At 68.3% G+C, this 18,297-nt stretch carries 21 protein-coding genes; 6 read left to right on the forward strand and 15 right to left on the reverse strand.

Annotated features, from left to right (window positions below; all coding sequences use genetic code 11):
- Positions 1 to 192 precede the first annotated feature (192 nt).
- From V5F74_RS18740 to V5F74_RS18755, 4 genes are all read right to left on the reverse strand, one after another.
- The gene (locus V5F74_RS18740; protein WP_394009669.1) at positions 193 to 1,062 is read right to left on the reverse strand and encodes a type 1 glutamine amidotransferase; all 870 of its coding nucleotides are present in this window, start codon (positions 1,060 to 1,062) and stop codon (positions 193 to 195) included.
- An 82-nt stretch (positions 1,063 to 1,144) separates the two neighbouring features.
- Positions 1,145 to 2,041, reverse strand: coding sequence for a DMT family transporter (locus V5F74_RS18745; RefSeq protein WP_038192835.1), 897 nt, complete (start codon positions 2,039 to 2,041; stop codon positions 1,145 to 1,147).
- An 8-nt stretch (positions 2,042 to 2,049) separates the two neighbouring features.
- Positions 2,050 to 2,802, reverse strand: a complete 753-nt coding sequence (locus V5F74_RS18750) for an SDR family NAD(P)-dependent oxidoreductase (protein WP_029556392.1) — start codon at positions 2,800 to 2,802, stop codon at positions 2,050 to 2,052.
- A gap of 235 nt (positions 2,803 to 3,037) precedes the next feature.
- A complete protein-coding gene (locus V5F74_RS18755; RefSeq protein WP_024281356.1) occupies positions 3,038 to 3,529 on the reverse strand; it encodes a MarR family winged helix-turn-helix transcriptional regulator in 492 nt (163 codons plus the stop codon).
- 189 nt (positions 3,530 to 3,718) lie between these two features.
- Here V5F74_RS18755 and V5F74_RS18760 point away from each other — a divergent pair, with 189 nt between their 5' ends.
- Positions 3,719 to 5,086: a flavin monoamine oxidase family protein gene (locus tag V5F74_RS18760; protein ID WP_394009670.1), complete on the forward strand. Its 1,368-nt coding sequence runs from the start codon at positions 3,719 to 3,721 to the stop codon at positions 5,084 to 5,086.
- A gap of 233 nt (positions 5,087 to 5,319) precedes the next feature.
- Here V5F74_RS18760 and phoB read toward each other — a convergent pair whose 3' ends face one another.
- The 7 genes from phoB to V5F74_RS18795 all read right to left on the reverse strand — a co-directional run bounded on the left by phoB (position 5,320) and on the right by V5F74_RS18795 (position 12,296).
- Positions 5,320 to 6,021 carry a phosphate regulon transcriptional regulator PhoB gene (gene phoB / locus V5F74_RS18765; protein ID WP_024281354.1) on the reverse strand — a complete coding sequence of 234 codons (702 nt, stop codon included), beginning with the start codon at positions 6,019 to 6,021 and terminating at the stop codon, positions 5,320 to 5,322.
- A gap of 54 nt (positions 6,022 to 6,075) precedes the next feature.
- On the reverse strand, positions 6,076 to 6,810 hold the full coding sequence (gene phoU / locus V5F74_RS18770; protein WP_029556394.1) for a phosphate signaling complex protein PhoU: 735 nt from the start codon (positions 6,808 to 6,810) through the stop codon (positions 6,076 to 6,078).
- Between the two features lie 20 nt (positions 6,811 to 6,830).
- The gene (pstB, locus tag V5F74_RS18775; protein WP_024281352.1) at positions 6,831 to 7,655 is read right to left on the reverse strand and encodes a phosphate ABC transporter ATP-binding protein PstB; all 825 of its coding nucleotides are present in this window, start codon (positions 7,653 to 7,655) and stop codon (positions 6,831 to 6,833) included.
- 60 nt (positions 7,656 to 7,715) lie between these two features.
- On the reverse strand, positions 7,716 to 8,549 hold the full coding sequence (gene pstA, locus V5F74_RS18780; RefSeq protein WP_051460693.1) for a phosphate ABC transporter permease PstA: 834 nt from the start codon (positions 8,547 to 8,549) through the stop codon (positions 7,716 to 7,718).
- A gap of 17 nt (positions 8,550 to 8,566) precedes the next feature.
- The gene (gene pstC / locus V5F74_RS18785) at positions 8,567 to 9,544 is read right to left on the reverse strand and encodes a phosphate ABC transporter permease subunit PstC (RefSeq protein ID WP_024281351.1); all 978 of its coding nucleotides are present in this window, start codon (positions 9,542 to 9,544) and stop codon (positions 8,567 to 8,569) included.
- Between the two features lie 101 nt (positions 9,545 to 9,645).
- Complete coding sequence (pstS, locus tag V5F74_RS18790) at positions 9,646 to 10,686, reverse strand: phosphate ABC transporter substrate-binding protein PstS (protein WP_024281350.1); 1,041 nt, start codon at positions 10,684 to 10,686, stop codon at positions 9,646 to 9,648.
- Between the two features lie 134 nt (positions 10,687 to 10,820).
- The gene (locus tag V5F74_RS18795) at positions 10,821 to 12,296 is read right to left on the reverse strand and encodes an ATP-binding protein (RefSeq protein ID WP_394009671.1); all 1,476 of its coding nucleotides are present in this window, start codon (positions 12,294 to 12,296) and stop codon (positions 10,821 to 10,823) included.
- A gap of 671 nt (positions 12,297 to 12,967) precedes the next feature.
- Here V5F74_RS18795 and V5F74_RS18800 point away from each other — a divergent pair.
- Positions 12,968 to 13,615 (forward strand): hypothetical protein, encoded by a 648-nt coding sequence (locus V5F74_RS18800; RefSeq protein ID WP_374254543.1) that lies wholly within the window; start codon positions 12,968 to 12,970, stop codon positions 13,613 to 13,615.
- A gap of 7 nt (positions 13,616 to 13,622) precedes the next feature.
- Here V5F74_RS18800 and V5F74_RS18805 read toward each other — a convergent pair whose 3' ends face one another.
- Positions 13,623 to 14,441 carry an exodeoxyribonuclease III gene (locus V5F74_RS18805; RefSeq protein ID WP_374254545.1) on the reverse strand — a complete coding sequence of 273 codons (819 nt, stop codon included), beginning with the start codon at positions 14,439 to 14,441 and terminating at the stop codon, positions 13,623 to 13,625.
- 303 nt (positions 14,442 to 14,744) lie between these two features.
- Here V5F74_RS18805 and V5F74_RS18810 point away from each other — a divergent pair, with 303 nt between their 5' ends.
- Complete coding sequence (locus tag V5F74_RS18810) at positions 14,745 to 15,251, forward strand: type II toxin-antitoxin system HicB family antitoxin (RefSeq protein ID WP_348550877.1); 507 nt, start codon at positions 14,745 to 14,747, stop codon at positions 15,249 to 15,251.
- Positions 15,252 to 15,262: 11 nt separating this feature from the next.
- Here the strand turns inward: V5F74_RS18810 and V5F74_RS18815 are convergent, their stop codons facing one another.
- Positions 15,263 to 15,592, reverse strand: a complete 330-nt coding sequence (locus tag V5F74_RS18815) for a hypothetical protein (RefSeq protein WP_029556398.1) — start codon at positions 15,590 to 15,592, stop codon at positions 15,263 to 15,265.
- A gap of 68 nt (positions 15,593 to 15,660) precedes the next feature.
- Here V5F74_RS18815 and V5F74_RS18820 point away from each other — a divergent pair, with 68 nt between their 5' ends.
- The 3 genes from V5F74_RS18820 (at position 15,661) to V5F74_RS18830 (ending at position 16,982) form a co-directional block, all read left to right on the forward strand.
- Positions 15,661 to 16,104, forward strand: a complete 444-nt coding sequence (locus V5F74_RS18820; RefSeq protein ID WP_038192844.1) for a hypothetical protein — start codon at positions 15,661 to 15,663, stop codon at positions 16,102 to 16,104.
- Between the two features lie 70 nt (positions 16,105 to 16,174).
- Positions 16,175 to 16,645 (forward strand): SRPBCC family protein, encoded by a 471-nt coding sequence (locus V5F74_RS18825; protein WP_394009672.1) that lies wholly within the window; start codon positions 16,175 to 16,177, stop codon positions 16,643 to 16,645.
- Between the two features lie 118 nt (positions 16,646 to 16,763).
- The gene (locus V5F74_RS18830) at positions 16,764 to 16,982 is read left to right on the forward strand and encodes a hypothetical protein (RefSeq protein ID WP_024281344.1); all 219 of its coding nucleotides are present in this window, start codon (positions 16,764 to 16,766) and stop codon (positions 16,980 to 16,982) included.
- Between the two features lie 15 nt (positions 16,983 to 16,997).
- On the opposite strand, the gene V5F74_RS18835 is transcribed toward V5F74_RS18830, so the two are convergent.
- Together V5F74_RS18835 and gloB are read right to left on the reverse strand one after the other, a co-directional pair.
- Entirely contained in the window at positions 16,998 to 17,444 is a 447-nt protein-coding gene (locus V5F74_RS18835) for a cupin domain-containing protein (RefSeq protein ID WP_394009673.1), read from the reverse strand.
- A 3-nt stretch (positions 17,445 to 17,447) separates the two neighbouring features.
- Positions 17,448 to 18,221 (reverse strand): hydroxyacylglutathione hydrolase, encoded by a 774-nt coding sequence (gene gloB, locus V5F74_RS18840; RefSeq protein WP_024281342.1) that lies wholly within the window; start codon positions 18,219 to 18,221, stop codon positions 17,448 to 17,450.
- Positions 18,222 to 18,297: the final 76 nt, after the last annotated feature.

The following is an 18,297-nucleotide window of genomic DNA, read 5'->3' on the forward strand; positions in this document are numbered from 1 at the left end:
TTGATCATCCCCTCAAAACCCAAAGCGAAAGCTGTCCCGCACGCCAGCTCTTGGCGCCAGCGCCCCTTCATGGGTGGCGCGTAGGAGCGCTGTTCGACGATTCCGATTCGATTGCGATTTGACGTCGGGGCTTGTCGAGATGATCGACGGCGCGATGAGGCGCCGGCACCGTGAGCGGCGACGCCTCTCGCCTCAGCCCCTGAGCCGGCGCGCCCGGCCGGGCAGCACCTGGTGGGTGATCCAGTTGGCGATTTCAAGGGTGCGGATATCCTTGCGGATCACGGCGCCATCGATCCCGTAGCGCCAGGCGAGCGCGGCGTTGGCGGGCTCGCGCTCGAAATGCTCGAGGTCGGCAATGAACGTGGCCTCTTCCTCTTCGTCCGGGAAGAAGCCCTCCGCAACGAGCGAGGGCTGGAGCCGGCGGAAGATGGCGGCCATTTCGCGGAAGGGATATTCGGGGTGGTACTGCACCCCCCAGCACACCGTGCGCCCGACGGGGATCTCCGCCGCCTGGACCACCGAATGGTCGTTGCTCGCGAGGAGCCGTGCGCCCTCGGGCAGCGTCTCCACCTCGTCGAGATGCACGGTCATGGCCTCGAACACGGCGGGCTTGCCATCGAACATGGGGTGCTCGACGCCCTGGGCCGTCATGCGGATGCGCCGGCCGAAACCCACCTCCCGCCCCCGCGGATTGCGCCGTACGGCCCCGCCCGCAGCGACCGTGAGCAATTGCAGTCCCCAGCAGCTGCCGAAGACCGGCACGTCCGTGGTGAAGGCGGTGCGCATGAGGTCGATCTGTTGGCTGATCTCCGGCCCGCCGGTGTAGATGTTGAGCGAGGAGCCGGTGATGGCGATGCCATCATAGCCCTCGAGTCCGCTGGCATCTGGCAGGTTCGCTCCGGCATCGGCGGGATAGCAGATGTCCACCGTCACCGTGCCGGGGAACAGCTCGCGCAGGAGCTGGGCATAGCCCTCGCTCGCCACCTGTCCACCGAAAGCCACCTGCCGGGCGCGGGCCTCTGCGGTGTTTCCTTCGACGACGAGAAGACGGGCGGCGCTCATGATGATCCTGCGGGCTGAGGAAGAACAATGCCCAGCATAGGCTGCAATCTGGCGAAACCGAGAAGGCTTTCGCCCTTTGTGCTCAATGCGGGCGCATCTGCGCGTCGCGCACGAGGAGATAGGCGCCGGAGGCAATGACGATGGCGGCCCCCGCCAGCGTCCACAGGCTCGGCACTTGGCCGAACACCAGCCAGCCCAGCGCGATCATGCTCAGGATCTGCGTGTAGATGTAGGGCGCGAGTGTCGCGGCAGGCGCCCGGGCATGGGCAAGGATGAGCACGAAATGCCCCGCGCCGGCCACCGCGCCGAGGCCAATCATGGCACCGATCACCGCAGGGTCTCGCGGCGTTTCCCACACGAAGGGCAGGGGAATGCTCGCGACCACCGAGCCGACCAGCGCGGTGTAGAACAGCGTCGTCTTGCTGGCATCCGTGCGCGCCAGCATGCGGGTGGTGATGGAATAGAGCGCATAGGTCGCGGCGGCCACCAGCGAGAGGATCGCGGCGGGATGGATGCCGCCGGCCCCCGGCCGCACGACCAGCAGGATGCCGGCAAATCCCACGATGATGGCGAGCCAGCGCTCCAGCCCCACCCGCTCCCCCAGCAGCGGCCCCGCGAACAGGGCGACGAAGAAGGGGATGGAGAACATGATGGAGACTGTCTGATCCAGCTGCAGGAACTGGAGGGCCGTGAAGTTCAGGGCCGTGGTGGCGAAGAGCAGCGCCGAGCGGACGATCTGCAGTCCCGGCCGCTGGGTGCGCATCAGTCCCGGCACGGTCCAGGGATTGAACACCAGCAGCGACAAGGCGAAGTGGATGACGTAGCGCGCCCAAACCACGATAAGCACGTTGATGTGGGCGCTCAGCCATTTGGCCGTGGTGTCGGTCAGCGCGAAGCTCATCACCGCGAGGCACATGAGCGCGATGCCGACCAGCGGCGCCGGGGCCGGCGTGACCTCTCTGTCTCCCGGCGCGCGCATGGCGGTCCTCAGTAGGTGGCGCGGCCGCCGGAAAGATCGAACACTGCGCCCGTGGTGAAGGAGCAGTCCGCCGAGGCCGCAAAGGCGATGGTCGCCGCCACCTCGTCCACCTGCACGAATCGCCCGCGCGGAATCTTGGAGAGCATATAGTCGATGTGTTGCTGGCTCATCTGATCGAAGATGGCGGTGCGCGCGGCGGCGGGCGTCACGCAGTTCACCGCGATGTCGTACTCGGCCAGTTCCTTGCCCAGCGACTTGGTGAGGGCGATCACGCCCGCCTTCGAGGCCGAATAGGCGGAGGCGTTGGGGTTGCCCTCCTTGCCGGCGATGGAGGCCACATTGACGATGCGCCCATATTTCTGCGCGATCATGTGCGGCGCGACCGCCCGGCAGCAGAAGAAGGGGCCGTCGAGATTGATGGCCATCACCTTCTTCCATTCCTCTTCCGGGTAGTCCCACGTCTTGTGGTTCGCGCCCGCGACACCGGCATTGTTCACGAGGATGTCGATGCGGCCGAATTCGGCATGCACCTCGGCCACGGCCCGTTCCACGTCGGCGAGGCGGCTCACGTCCACGGTCACGGGCATCACGCGGGCGCGGCCCAGGTCGTCCGCGGTCTTCACCACGAGGTCGGTGTCGCGATCGAAGATGGCGACGCGGGCGCCGGAGGCGATGAAGCGCTCGACCACGGCGCGGCCGATACCCTGCGCGCCGCCGGTGACGATGGCGAAGCGGTCGTTGAGATCGATGGCGTTGGACATGTTTCCCCCGGTGCGTCGCCGATCCGGCCGGCGATCCTGATTCTGCCGTTGGCGCGGCGGCTGTGCCGGTGTGTTTTTAATCGATTGAAAACCGATCGGACAAGGCATAGCGCGGGATCGGCCGGGAGAAAAGCCCGGCGCGGTGCATAGTGCCGCACCGCTCCATGCGCCGGATGCAAGGCGGAAAGTCGAGGGCAGGCCTGGGTGACGGTGATGGAGGGGGCGTCTGCGGCTCTCAGGCGTCCTCGTCCTCGTCGCCGGGTTCGGCCTCGTCGTCGAGGCCGCCGTCGGCACCGAGGCGCAAGGCGAGGTTCTTCTCCACCTTGCGCAGGAGCTTGCGCAGCCGCTTCTTCTCCTTGCTGTCGAGGCCAACCACCATCTCGGCCTCCAGCTGGTCCCACACATGATCGATGGAGGCGCCGCGCTCGCGCCCCGCATCTGTGAGGAAGACCCGCACGAGCCGGCCGTCGCCATCGGTGGCGCGGCGCTCGACGAGCCCCTGGGTGGTGAGGCGGGCGATGGTCTTGGAGGCCGTGGGCGGGCGCACCCGCAGCGCGGATGCAAGGTCGCCCATGGTGCGGCCGTCCGCCTCGCACAAAAGCTTCAGCACGGATTCCTGTCCCGGGAACAGCCCGAGGCCGGCGAGGAGACGGGCCGACAGCGCCTTCTGCAGGCGCGCCGTGTGGGTGAGCCTGTAGCCGATGGTCTTCTGAACCGGATCCTTCATGGGTCTCCCCCGACATGTCCCGAGCGCGAGCGAAGCCGCGCCGGCCACGCGCCCCTTTATCCACATGCCGGCTTACAATTTTGCGAAGGTTGGGGGCGATCCGGCGGGAAAGTGCGTGGTGTCGCGCATTTACCTGCGGGGCGGTCTGCCCTCTCGCTCCGTTGCACGCCCCATGGTAGCGTTCCGGCCGTGACCGAACCCGATCGCCCCCCTCTTTCCCGCCGCGCGCTGCTCGCCCGTGGTGTTGCCCTGGCGGCCACGCCGCTCGTGGGCATGAGCCTTGCCACCTCGCGGGCGCTCGGCCAGCAGACTGACGCGGACGTCGTCATCATCGGTGCGGGCGCGGCCGGCATCGCCGCCGCGCGGCGCATCGCCGAGGCCGGGCGCAGCTATGTGCTGCTGGAGGCCGGCAAGCAGGTGGGCGGCCGCACGGTGACGGACACCACCCAGTTTGGCGTGCCGTTCGACCTCGGCGCGGCGCGGCTCAACATGCCGGCGGCGCGCCCCATGGCCGCCTTCGGCCGGGCCGAAGGTCTCGACATCTATCGCGCGCCCGATGGCGGCCGGCTCTATGTGGGCGGGCGCGAGGCGGGTGATACCGACTATGAGGATTTCATCGCCACGGTCCGCCGTGGCGAGCGGGCCATCGTCGCCGCCGGCGATGCCAACCGCGACATGGCCGCCTCCCGCGCCTTGCCGGATCTCGGACCCTGGGGGCCAAGCGCCCGCTTCGTCCTCGGCCCGTTCAACTGCGCCAAGGAACTGGATCAGGTCTCCACCGTGGATGTCTCGCGCTTCGACGAGCGCGAGAGCGAGGACATCTGCCGGCAGGGCGTGGGCACGCTGGTGGCGCAGCTCGCCCGTCCGCTGACCGTGCGGCTCGAGGTGGTGGCGCGCTCCATCGATCTCAGCCCGCGCCTCGTCTCGGTGCAGACCAACAAGGGCAGCGTGACCGGGCGCACGGTGATCGTCGCCGTGCCGCCGAGCCTGATTGCGGCCGGCAAGCTGCGCATCGGCCCGTCCTTGCCGCAGCGCTACCGCACGGCGGTGGAGAAGATCACGCTGGGCGCCTTGGACCACATCGGCTTCCGCCTGCCGCGCAATCCCGGCAATCTCGGCGCCGACGAACTGGTCTATTTCCGCGCCGACGGCCCGCGCGCCTATGCCCTGCGCGCCCGCATCGGCGGCACAGACCTCTACAGCCTTGAAGTGGGGGGCGACGTGGCTGCCGGCCTCGCCGACAGTCCGCCCGAGGCAGCGGCGTCCTTCGTGAAGGCGGCGCTGACGCATGAATTCGGCGCGGATACCGCCGCGCGCGTCGGCAAGGTATTCGCCACCCGCTGGAGCAAGGAGCCGTGGGCGCTGGGCGCCTTTTCCTGCGCTTTGCCGGGCTTCGGCAACATGCGCCGCGCCTTCACCGAGACGGTGGGCGGCCGGCTGGTCTTCGCCGGTGAGCACACCCACGAGACGCTGTGGGGCACGGTGGGCGGCGCCTGGCTCTCCGGCGAGCGCGCGGCCAAGCAGGCGCTTGGGCTTTTGGGGGTCCGGACGGGGTGAGGGGGGCGTTTCGGTTAAGGTCGCCGCCGCTTCTTTCGGTGGCCGCCTTTCGAATCCCGCCGTCATGCCCGGGCTTGTCCCGGGCATCCACGCGGTTCGGCTGGGAATAGATTTCGGGCAGTAGCGCCAGCGGCACGACGTGGATGGCCGGGACAAGCCCGGCCATGACGGTGCCTTTTAATGCTGAGGCGCAACGCCCCAAAAGCCCGCTCTCCGCCTCAGCGAAGCAACGCTCAGTGCGCGCGGGCGAACATCTCGTTGAAGGAATAGCCGGCGCCGCGCACGGTGCGGATGGGGTCGGACTGGCGGCCGCGGTTGATGGCCTTGCGCAGGCGGCCCACATGCACGTCCACCGTGCGCTCGTCGATATAGACGTCCTGGCCCCACACGCCGTCGAGCAGCTGCTCGCGGGAGAAGACCCGGCCGGGGCTCTGCATCAGGAATTCGAGCAGGCGGAACTCGGTGGGGCCGAGATGGATCTCGCGACCGGCGCGATGGACCCGATGGGTCTCGCGGTCCAATTCGATGTCGCCGGCCCGCAGCAGGGTGGCGACATGCTCGGGCTTGGCCCGGCGCAGCAGGGCGCGCACGCGGGCGAGCAGCTCGGGCACCGAGAAGGGCTTCACCACATAGTCGTCCGCGCCGGTGGCGAGGCCGCGCACCCGCTCGGTCTCCTCGCCGCGGGCGGTGAGCATGATGACGGGCAGGCGCTCGGTCTCCGGCCGGGTGCGCAGGCGCCGGCAGAGTTCGATGCCGGAGAGGCCGGGCAGCATCCAGTCGAGGATGATGAGATCCGGCACGCTTTCGCGCAGCCGGGTCTCGGCCTCGTCGCCGCGTCCCACGCTCTCGACCCCGTAACCCTCCGACTCCAGATTGTAGCGGAGCAGGAGGGTCAACGGCTCTTCGTCCTCGACGATCAGAATACGCGCCGGCACTTTGGTCTATCCGTCACTATCGGGGCTCTCCGCCCCGTCTTCAGGTCTGGTGGATCAGCTCTGAACGGTGGTGGTGCGGCCCGGGAAGGGCAGGGTGGTGTCGCTGGAGGCGTCCGCCTTGGGGCGGCTCTCCGGCAGGTTCTGGCCCGTCACCATGTAGTAGACGATTTCCGCGATGTTGGTCGCGTGGTCGCCGATGCGCTCGATGTTCTTGGCGCAGAACAGCAGGTGCGTGCACACGGAGATGTTGCGCGGGTCTTCCATCATGTAGGTGAGGAGTTCGCGGAACAGGGACGTGTACATGGTGTCGATGGCGCCGTCGCGGCCCCACACTTCCAGCGCCTTCGCCTCGTTGCGGGCGGCGTAGGCGTCGAGCACTTCCTTGAGCTGCTCGAGCACGAGGTCGGAGATGTGCTCCACCCCGCGCACCAGCTTCGCCGGGTGATACTCGCCCTCGATGGCGATGACGCGCTTGCCCACGTTCTTGGCGAGGTCGCCGATGCGCTCGAGGTCGTTGGCGATGCGGATGGACGCGACGATCTCTCTGAGGTCGATGGCCACAGGCTGGCGCTTGGCGATGACCAGGATGGCCCGGTCCTCGATCTCGCGCTGCACCTGGTCCACGGTCGCGTCGAGCAGCACCACCTTCTGGGCGAGGGCGCTGTCGCGGCGGATGAGCGAGGTGACGCTGTCGGCGACCAGGCGCTCGGCCTGCCCGCCCATCTCGACGACCTTGCGGCCGATTTCCTTCAACTCCTGATCGAAGGAGGCGACGATATGATCCGGCATCTCAGTGATCCTTCAATCCGTCAGCCGAAGCGGCCGGTGATGTAGTCGCGCGTCTTGATCTCCTTCGGATTGGTGAAGATCACGTCGGAAGGCGCCATCTCGATCAGCTCGCCCAGATAGAAGAAGGCGGTCATGTCGGCGCAGCGCGCGGCCTGCTGCATGTTGTGGGTGACGATGACGATGGTGAATTCCTGCTTCAGCTCGTCGATCAGGTCCTCGATCTTCGAGGTGGAGATCGGGTCGAGGGCCGAGGTGGGCTCGTCGAGCAGGATCACTTCCGGCTTCACCGCGATGGTGCGGGCGATGCACAGGCGCTGCTGCTGGCCACCGGACATGCCGAGCGCCGAGGTGTGCAGGCGGTCCTTGGTCTCGTCCCAGATGGCGGCCTTGCGCAGGCACCATTCCACGCGCTCGTCCATCTGTGCCTTGGAGAGCTTCTCGTGCAGCTTCACGCCGAACGCGATGTTGTCATAGATCGACATGGGGAACGGCGTGGGCTTCTGGAACACCATGCCGATGCGGGTGCGCACGATGGTGGGGTCCAGCTCCTTGCCGACGATGTTCACGCCGTCGAACAGCACCGAGCCCTCGGCGCGCTGGCCGGGGTAGAGGTCGAACATGCGGTTGAACACGCGCAGCAGCGTGGACTTGCCGCAGCCCGACGGGCCGATCATGGCGGTCACGCGCTTCTCGGGAACCTCGAAGTTGATGTTCCGCAGCGCATGGTTGCTGCCGTAGTAGAACTGCAGGTTCTCCACCTTGATCTTGGCGGGGGCCGGCGGCGCGTCCGGCTTGGCACCCACGGCGGAGGCGAGATTGAAGGTGGGATCGACGGCTGAAGTCATCTTGTCCTCGCTTGGGCCTTGGCCTTGCTTCGGAGGAAATGGAAAGGGCGGCGGCGGGAGCTAGTGGCTCCGCGCCAGGAAGAGGCGGGACGCCACGTTGAGCACCAGCACGCCCACGGTGATGAGCAGTGCGCCGGCCCAGGCGAGCGAGACCCAGTCGTCGAACGGGCTGCCGGCGAACTGGTAGATGGCGATGGGCAGGCTCGCCATCGGCTTCGACAGGTCGGTCGACATGGCGTTGTTGCCGAGCGAGGTGAACAGCAGCGGCGCGGTCTCGCCGGCGGCGCGGGCGATGGCCAAAAGCACGCCGGTGACGATGCCGGCGCGGGCCGCGCGCCAGGTGATGAACATCACCACCTTCCACTGCGGCGCGCCAAGCGCGAAGGCGGCTTCGCGCAGGCCGACGGGCACGAGGTTCAGCATGTCCTCGGTGGTGCGCACGATGACCGGGATCACCAGGATCGCCAGGGCGATGGAGCCGGCCCAGCCGGAGAAGCCGCCGAGCGGCACCACCAGCAGGGTGTAGATGAACAGGCCCACCAGGATGGACGGTGCCGACAGCAGGATGTCGTTCACGAAGCGGGCGGCGGCGCCGACCTTGGTGCCCTTGCCGTTCTCGGCGAGGAAGGTGCCGCAGAAGATGCCGATGGGGCCGCCGATGGCCATGGCGATGCCGATCTGGATCAGCGAGCCGACGATGGCATTCAGCAGGCCGCCGCCCTGGCCCGGCGGCTTGGTGACCTGGGTGAAGACGTTCAATCCCAGCGCGGGCAGGCCGCGGGAGAGCAGGGTCCAGAGGATCCAGCCGAGAAGGAACAGGGCGAAGACGGCGAAGCCGGTGGAGATGGCCTTGACGGCCCGGTCGGTGGCGCGGCGCGCGGCGAGGGAAGCCATGGTTCTGAAGCTCCCGGTCAGTCGAGCCGCGAGCGCACGAGCGCCCGGGACAGTGCAAGGACGATGAAGGAGATCACGAACAGGATGAAGCCGAGCTGCAGCAGCGAGGTGAGCTTCAGCGACCCGATCGGGGCCTCGGGGAATTCGTTGGCGATGGTGGAGGCGATGGTCGCGCCCGGCGCGAACAGGGAGGCGGACAGGCGCGTCGCGTTGCCGATGACGAAGGTCACGGCCATGGTCTCGCCCAGCGCGCGGCCGAGGCCGAGCATGATGGCACCCACCATGGCGGTCTTGCCGTAGGGCACCGAGACGTTCTTGTAGACCTCGTAGGTGGTGGCGCCGATGCCGTAGGCCGATTCCTTCAGCATGGGCGGCACGCTTTCCAGCGTCTCCACGAACATGGCGGTGATGAAGGGCAGGATCATCACCGCGAGGATGAGGCCGGCGGTGAGCATGCCCGAGCCGAGCGGCGGGCCGGCGAACAGGGCGCCGATGACCGGCAGGTCGCCGAACAGGTCGATCAGCGGAGGCTGCACATAAGCGGCGATCAGCGGGACGACGACGAAGAAGCCCCACATGCCGTAGATGATGGAGGGCACGGCAGCCAGAAGCTGCACCGCGACGCCGACGGGCCGCTTCAGCGGCTGGGGTGCGATCTCGGTGAGGAAGAAGGCGATGCCGAAGGAGAGCGGCAGCGCCACGATCACCGCGATGATGGCGGAGAACAGCGTGCCGTAGATCATCACCAGGGCGCCGAAATTCTCGGTGACCGGGTTCCAGGCGGACGACCAGATGAAGTCGAGCCCGAAGTGCTGGAGCGCCGGCAGGCCGCCCTTGAACAGCTCGGCGATGATGAGGCCGAGCAGGATGAGGACGAAGATGCCGCTCGCCCACAGGAGGGTGACGAAGATCGGATCGGCGATCCGTCCCGTGCCCTTGGCCTTGCTGATGGGCTCTGCCGAGCCAGACCGCATGCCGTCCACCGTCGCGTCCATTTTATCCCCTGCCCCGGCTTGTCGATGCGTGTGCGCTACCGGACCTGTCGCCTGATGGAAAAGCGCCGCCCTCCTGGGAGAGCGGCGCGATCTTCTTCAGATCAGAGGACGGGCTTGCCGTCCGGACCCTTCACTTCGGCCTTGAAGGCAGCCTTCACCTGCTCGACCACCGCCGCGGGCAGCGGGATGTAGTGCAGGCCTTCGGCGATGTCGGCGCCTTCCTTGGTGTAGGCCCACTCGAAGAACTTCATCACTTCACGCGAAGCCTCGACGTTGGTCGGGTTCTTCGGCAGCAGGATGTAGGTGGGGGAGACGATCGGCCAAGCCTCGGGGGCCGGGGCGTCGATCATGGAAGCGGCGAAGTCCTTGGCGCCCTTCCAGTCGGCGGAGGCGGCGGCGGCCTGGAAGCCGGCGACCTCGGGGGTGACGAACTTGCCGGCCTTGTTCTGCAGCTGGGTCACGACCAGCTTGTTGGCGGCGGCGTAGATGAACTCGACGTAGCCGATGCCGCCCTTGGTGTTCTTGACGGTGCCGGTGACGCCCTCGTTACCCTTGGCGCCGGCGCCGGTGGGCCACTGGACCGAAGTCGCCGAGCCGACCTTGGACTTCCAGTCCGGGCTCACGGCCGACAGGTAGGAGGTGAAGATCGCGGTCGTGCCCGAGCTATCCGAACGATAGACGGGAACGATGGCGTTCGAGGGCAGGGTCACGCCGGGGTTCAGGTCGGCGATGGCCTTGTCGTTCCACTTGGTGATCTTGCCGAGATAGATGTCGGCGAGCACCGGGCCGGTGAGCTTGAGCTGGTTGGTGGTGACGCCGTCGAGGTTGACGGTGGCGACCACCGAGCCGATCACGGTCGGGAACTGCAGCAGGTTGTTGGCCGCGAGCTTCTCGCCCGGGACCGTCGCGTCGGACGCGCCGAAGTCCACGGTGCGGTTGATGATCTGGTTCTGGCCGCCGCCGGAGCCGATCGACTGGTAGTTCAGCGTCGCGCCGGTCTTCTCTTTGAACTTGGCGCCCCAGGATTGGTAGACGGGGGCGGGGAAGGACGCGCCAGCGCCGGTGAAATCGACAGCCTGGGCGCTGCCGGCAAACAGCGAGCCAGCTACGGCGATCACGCCGAGAGCGGTGGTGAGCTTCACGATATCTCTCCTTGCCAAATCGGTTGCCGCTCCGGCAGGAGCCGGGGCAACTGGGCTCAGGACTCTTAGCCCCGGCGCGCCAAGGTTCTATGACGCGTCCGTGACATGGACATGACAGCTTACGCCCTTGCCTTTTATAGGTTTTTTTCCGGGTTCGGCAAAGCTTCCATCCGCACGGAGAAGATTGCTCCGTTGCCGAGCTCGCTTTCCACGCCCAGCCGGCCGCGGTGGCGGGCCACGATGTGCTTGACGATGGCGAGCCCCAATCCCGTACCGCCCTGGTCACGGCTGGCCGCCACGTCCACCCGGTAGAAGCGCTCGGTGAGGCGGGGCAGGTGCTCCGGCGAGATGCCGGGGCCGAAGTCGCGCACGCTCACCACGGCGGTGCCGTTCTCGCGGGCGAGGCGCACTTCCACCTTCTTGCCTGCGGCGCCGTATTTCAGGGCATTCTCCACCAGATTCTCGAACAGGCGGATCAGTTCGTCGCGATCACCGAGGATTTCCAGGTCGGCCGTCTCGCGGACCTGCTCCAGCTCCACCCCGCGGTCGCGGGCGAGGGGGGAGAGGGTATCGCAGACGTGGGCGATGATGGCGCCAAGGTCCACCTTGGTCTGCGGCTGCACGTGGGCGTTCAGTTCGATGCGCGACAGCGAGAGCAGGTCGTCGATGAGGCGCGACATGCGCCGCGCCTGCGCCGCCATGATGGCGAGGAAGCGCTCGCGGGCCGGCGTGTCGTTGCGCGCCGGGCCTTGCAGCGTCTCGATGAAGCCCGACAGCGAGGCCAGCGGGGTGCGCAGCTCGTGACTGGCATTGGCCACGAAGTCCGCCCGCATCTGCTCCACGCGGCGCTGCTGGGTGAGGTCGCGGAAGGTGAGCAGCACGGCGTCGGGTGCGCGCTCGGGAGAGACGTGCAGCCGGAGCGGCACCACATGTGCCTCCAGCCAGCGGTCGAGGGGAATGCGCTCGGCGAACTCCACCCGCCGGGGCACGCCGTCCGCCGCCGCGGCGCGCACCGCGTCCAGCACCTCCGGCACGCGCACCACGAAGGACAGGGGATCGCCCACCCGCGTCGGGCCGAGGGCCAGGGCGACGCGCTGGTTGGCGGTGATGATGTTGCCGGCGGCCGAGAGCAGCAGCGCCGGTTCGGGCAGCGCCGCCACCACCGCGCAGGCCTGCGAGTCCCGCGCCGGGGGCGGCGCGGCCGGCAAAGGCGTCACCACGGGCACCGGCGCCGGCGGGGCCGGCCGCAGCGACAGCCAGAGCGCCACCAGTAGCGCCGCCATCAGGATGGCCAGCAGCGGATCGAGCGCGCCCGCCGCGGCGCCGCCGATGACCACCGCCGCGACGGCGCCCACCAGTGCGAGGCTCCGCCGCCCGCTCCGGCCGTTCGGCGCGGGGGGCAGGGCAGCGACCGGCGTCGGCACGGGAGCTGCGGGTGACGGACGGGCGGGCACGGGAGCCGCAGCCACGGGCGGGGAGGCTGTCGCCGCGCCGGCAATCGTGGGGGCGAGGTCCGGCATGGGGGCGGGGGCAGCCGCGATTTCTGGCAGGGGGCCGGGCGTCAGTGCTGGCGCGGCCGTGGTCGTCGCCGTCGCCGCGGGCAGGGACATCGCAGGCAGGGACGCCGCAAGACCCGACGCCGCGAGACCGGACGGCGCAGACAGAGGCGCGGCGGGGGCGGGCGTCAGCACGGGCGTTTCGGCAACCGGCGCACGCCTCTCGGCAGCGCGCGGCGCACGGGCGGGCTTTTCCGTGTCGCGCTTCTCCGGCTGGCGTCCTTCGGCCTCGCGACCGTCCTGCGATGGCCCTTCCGGCATCATTCTGGCGCGCCCTCCCTTTCGCGTCATCCTACACGGCCCCGCTGCTTCTTCCCGGCGCATTTCGCGACCGCCCGTCCGGCCATCCGCCTGTGGCGAATCGCCCCGGCCCGGCAGCCCTTCCATTGAAGGACGATGCTCGCGCCCCTCCAAGAAGGCATTACGACAACCGACCCTCCGGATATTTGATTGATCGCGGTTTTCGCCAGTCTCGTGCGACCGGCCCACGCGGGTGGGTTGCGTCTTCGCTCCGGGTCGCGTCTGCTGCGCCATACCGTTGCAGGAGGTGCCTCCGGGGCATCCCGTGAGGTCTTTTGAAAGGCGTGTCGGCGCGGACATGCCCTTGCCCAACGGGCATGTCCATCTGCTATGACGGGCCAGGGGCGGAGGAATTGGCCATGGGTAAGGATTGCCGGCGCCAAGCAGGCGGCTGCGGCCGTTGCCGTGCCGTTGCAGGTATTTCGGTGCCGGCATTCGCCGTTGCGGCCGGGGTGCTGATCCTCGGCCTGCCGTCTGTGTCTCCTGCCCGCGCCGATCCCGTGCCGCTGCCGGCCACCGATTTTGCCCTGAAAGCCGACCTCAAGCGCGGTGGCACCATCGACATCGCCCACAGCCATGGCCGCATGCGGGTGGAGATCCAGAAGTCCAACATTCCCGGAAGCATGGTCGGCATCATCGACCTGAACGCGCGCAGCATGCTGGTGCGCACCCCCAATTTGCCGAACATGGCGGTGGAGATCGAGCTGCCGCCGGAATACGTGCTCGGCGCCCTCACCGGCACCGGCCTCCGGGTGGGCGAGGACACGGTGGCGGGCGAGGCGTGCGACCTCTGGAAAATCGATCCGCAGATGAAATCGGCCCTCGGCCCCACCACCGCCTGCATCACGCCGGATGGCATCGCCCTGCGCACGGCGGTGGAGATCAAGGGCACGAAGCAGACGGTGTTCGAGGCGACATCCCTCACCCGCGCACCGCAGGACCAAAAGCAGTTCCAGTTGCCGCCCGGAACCCAGGTGATGAAGGTGCCCAAGGGCAAGATCGGCGCCGCCCTCGGCATTCCCGGCCTCGGCGGCGCGCCGGCGGAGGCGCCTCCGGCACCGGCGAAGCCCTGAGCGACCCTCAGCCGAAGGTCATGGCCACCGGCACATGGTCCGACGGCTTTTCCCAGCCGCGGGCTTCCTTCAGCACGGTCATTGCGGTGGCGGAGGGGGCGAGGCTCTCGGACGCCCACACATGGTCGAGGCGGCGGCCGCGGTCGTTGGCCGTATAGTCCGGCGAGCGGTAGCTCCACCAGGTGAACAGCTTTTCCTGCGGCGGTACGAAGCGGCGCATCACGTCCACCCAGGGGCCGGACGCCTGGAACGCGCCGAGCCGCTCCACCTCGACAGGAGTGTGGCTGACCACGGTGAGCAGCTGCTTGTGGTTCCACACGTCGGTTTCGAGCGGGGCGATGTTGAGGTCGCCCACCACGATGGCGTGGTCGTTGTTGCCGGCGTGGGGCTTCAGCGGTGCCCAGCCCGTGATCTCGTCGAGGAAAGCCAGCTTGTGGGCGAACTTGGGGTTCAGCTCCGGGTCCGGAATGTCGCCGCCCGCCGGCACGTAGAAATTATGGATGGTGAGCGGCCGGCCCAGCGCGTGCGCGCCGTCGAGCGTCACCGCGATGTGGCGGGCATCGCCCTTGCCGCAGAACTCCCCCTTCTCGATGCGCGCGAACGGTCGCTTCGAGAACGTGGCCACCCCATGCCAGCCCTTCTGCCCATGGAGCGCGATGTGGGGAAAGCCCATGTCGCGGATGGCGTTCAGGGGAAACTTGTCATCCTGGCACTTGGTCTCCTGCAGGCACAGCACATCCGGCTGCAGCCGCTCCACGGCCGCGCGCACGATGTCGAGGCGGATGCGGACGGAATTGATGTTCCAGGTGCAGACGGTGAGGGACACGGGCAATGGCAGACTGAAAAAGGGCGGGAAGATCGACGCTTACACCTGCGCGGGCGGGGGAGGCAAGGAAAAGGGGGTGCACTGAGGGAGGGGGCGCTTCTCCCTTTGAGGGACTTGAGTTTTTCGCCGGGCAGCTCCGGCTGTGCCGTCCCTGTCGCGGGAGACTGGCGGATCCCGGACCAGCGCTCTGGCTAAGCCTCCTGCCCACCATTTCGGCTTGCCGCTTTTCCCGGCAGGCCTACACTGAAGCCTTTCCAGTCCGTGGTTTTTTCCACCCTTTCGTTCTTTGATGGATTGAGCGTCATGCACAACAAGAGGCTTGAGGCCTTGCGTGCCAGCCCCGGCGACGAGCGGCGGCCGGCGGATCTGGAGATCATCGCCTCCCAATATGCCATCAAGTTCCGGAAGGTGACGGGGACCCATGTGGTGTTCACCCATCCCGCCGTGCCGAACTGCGTGGCGGTGCCCATGAAGAACAGGATCCGCGCGGCCCACGTGAAGGCGTTCGTGGCCATGGTGGACCGCATGGACGAGGGCACCGCGCCGGTACGCATGCGCACGGTGGCGCCGGGCACGGTGGTGGATGTCGCCGCCTATCCCTCGGCCGTCGCGCCGATTCCTGAGGCGGAGGGGGGCGGGTTCGTCGTGAGCTTCGCGGATGTGCCGGGTTGCCTCGGCATCGGCGAGACGCCGGAAGCGGCGGAGGCGGACGGGCGGCTCGCCTTGTTCGCCGCCATCGATGCCCTGAAGGCCGCCGACCGCGCCCCGCCCCAGCCGGGGGCCGTTGAAGGGGTGAAAGCGGAGGCCTGAGCGATGCCGGCTCAGCCGCGCCCCGCCCGCTCCTCCAGGAAGGCGGACACCGTGTCGAGCAGGCGGATGGCGCCGGGAAGCTGGGCGTGGGCTTCCGCCTGTTGCGCATTCTCCGGCTCCAGCGTGCGCCACCACACGATGAAGCGGTGGATCAGCGCGCGGCCGGAAATGGCGTCGAACGGCATGCCGGGGAAGGCGTCGAGCCCGAACGCCGCCTCCACCTGCCGGAGGCACCCATGCACATAGACATGATCTTCCGTTTCCAGCTGAAACGGCCCCTCGGGGGCGCGGCGCTCCATGCGCACCTCGCTCAGTTCGGGAATGTAGTCCGCCTTGGTCACGCCGCCTCCGCTCGCATCCGGGTTTTGCCCGGCGTAGCAGGATCGGTGCCAAGGCGGGGGATGGCCGCATGAGCGCCGACGATCCCACCGCCATCGCCGCCGTGCCGGTGATCCCCATCGCGGGCGGCTTCCGCCTGCTGGTGATGCGCGAGCTGGCGCTGGATGAGGGGCCGCCGGCCTATGCCGTGATCGGCCAGACGCTGGTGCGCGCCCCGCCGCGCAGCATCCGCCATGGCGTCGCATTCGCCCTCGCCTTCGGGCCGGAGGTGATGGCGTGGCTCAACCAGGCGCTCGGCCGCCCCGCCTGGCGCGACGCCTCCGGCGAGACCCTGCGCAACCCGCGCTGGCCCGGCCTTCAATGGCACCGCGCCCCGCGCGCGTGGCCGGGCGGGACGCTCACCACCGAGTGGAGCGCCGACATCCTCTTCCCTGAGGAAGCCGATTGCGCCGCCTTCGCGCTGGCCTTCGCCGATGCGCTCAGCGGGCGGGAGGCTGTGTCGCAAACCGACTGAGGTCCAAAATTTGCTTCGCGAGCCAAAGGCCCGCGCCCGCATTTCATTGACCGCTTTTGGAGGTCCTTCCATGTCGGATGTTGTCGAAACCCGCTCCATTCTCACCGAGGCCGAGTTCGACCAGCCGGTGGATGTCGTGTGGCGCGCCATCACCGATTCCGAATGGCTCGCTGTCTGGTTCTTTCCCAACGACATCCAGCCGCTGGAGGGTCACAAGTTCACCATCTGGGGCCGGCCCATCGAGCGGTGGGACGGCGAATTCCAGTGCCAGGTGAAGAGCTGCATTCCCGAGAAGGAACTGTCGTTCAGCTGGAAGGGCGGGCATGAGGAGCTGAAGGGCTTCGGCCACTATATCGATACGGTGGTGACCTGGACGCTGACGCCCACCCCCACCGGCGGCACCCATTTCCGCTTCTTCCACGACGGCTTCGGCACGGATGTCGCCAATGACGGGGTGTTCGACGTCATGTCCAAGGGCTCCCAGAGCGTGCTGCGCACCCTGACGCGCCGCCTGCCAGACCTCATCGCCCATGGGGCGTGAGAAAAATCGCGCACGATCACGCCATGGGTTGGAACCGCCGCCATAAGGCCGCGTTTACCATCCGGCTGATGTTGCTGACCTCCGTCCGGGAGGTGGCGACCGACGAACGGAGACGATGATGGGCCAGAGCCTTCCTCTGACTACCCCGACCTCTCTGCGCATCGTGATCGGAGACGCCGAGACGCGGGTGTCCAGCGTCGAGGACGTGGTGAAGTTCCTGCGCAAGCAGGAGGCCGGCGATCTCGCCGATTTCCTCATGGCCCAGCGCAGCGGCGCGAACCCGCCGAGCCTTGGCGATGTGTGCGCCCGCATGGAAGCCCTCTGCGCGATGGTGTGAGGGCTCAACCCTGAGCTAGGGCTGGCCCGGCTCCCAGCCGGGCGGGGCGAGTTCAAACCCTGCGAAATCGAAAGCCGGCGCCACCGTGCAGCCGACCAGCGTCCAGGCGCCGAGGCTTTCCGCCGCCTGCCACGCGAAGGGCGGCACCACGCCCTGCGGTCGCGCGCCGGCGGCGAGATCCGGCCCCAGCATCACATCCCGCTGTCCCCCGGCCTCCGCGATGGAGAGCTTCAGCGGCGCGCCGGCATGCCAATGCCAGACTTCCGAGGCATCCACCCTGTGCCAGTGGGAGCGCTCTCCCGCGCGCAGCAGGAAGTAGATGGCCGTGGAGGCGCCGCGCCCCCCGTCCGGTGCCATTTCGCGGAATGTCTCCCGGAAGAACCCGCCCTCGGGATGGGGCTGAAGCGCGAGCAGGGCGATCACCGCCTCCGCGGTGAGCGCCTGAAGGCCGGTCTCGCCCATCTCTCAGCCCTTGAAGCTGTTCTTGCGCTCGCGCAGCGCGGTGAAGACCTCGGCCGGGTCCGCGCCGGGCATGCCGAGGCGCTCGGCCATGGCAGGATCATCCGCCCGCAGGAACGGGTTGGCCTTCAGCTCGTCGCCGAGCTTGGAGGGCATGGTGGGCTCGCCCTTGGCGCGCTGTTCCTGCGCCTTGGCATACATGGCCGCGAGGTCCGCATTGTCCGGATCGACCGACAAGGCGAAGCGGCCGTTGCCCAGCGTGTATTCATGGCCGGAATAGACGTCGAGGTCCTCCGGCAAGGCGCGCAGCCGCTGCAATGAATGCCACAGCACCGGCGGCTCGCACTCCAGCGCCCGGCCGCAGCCGAGCGTGAACAGCGTGTCGCCGGCAAACAGCAGCTTCTCGCCCTCGAAGAAATAGGAGGCCGGGCCGGCGGTATGGCCGGGCGTCTCCAGCACGCGGCCCACCAGCGAGCCCACGGCGACGGGATCGCCGTCCACCACCGCCACGTCGAGGCCGGGGATCTTGTCCGCCTCGGACTTCGGGCCGACGACGGTGGCGCCGTAGCGCGCCTTCACCGCCGTGATGCCCTGGGTGTGGTCGGCATGGTGGTGGGTGACAAGAATGTGGGTGAGGGTCCAGCCTTCCTTCTCCAGCGCCGTCATCACCGGCCCCGGCTCGGGCACGTCCACCACCGCCGTCGCTTCGGTGACGGGATCGTGGATGAGGACGGCGTAATTGTCGCTGAGGCAGGGGATCAGGCGGATGTCGGCCGGCACGGTGTCGATCTCCGGAAGGGGACGGGCTTGACGGCTCGGGTTGCGGACCCGGCGCGCATGATCCTCTATTAAGGGG

It is taken from the genome of Xanthobacter aminoxidans, assembly GCF_043193615.1.
Classification (GTDB): Bacteria; Pseudomonadota; Alphaproteobacteria; order Rhizobiales; family Xanthobacteraceae; genus Xanthobacter; species Xanthobacter aminoxidans.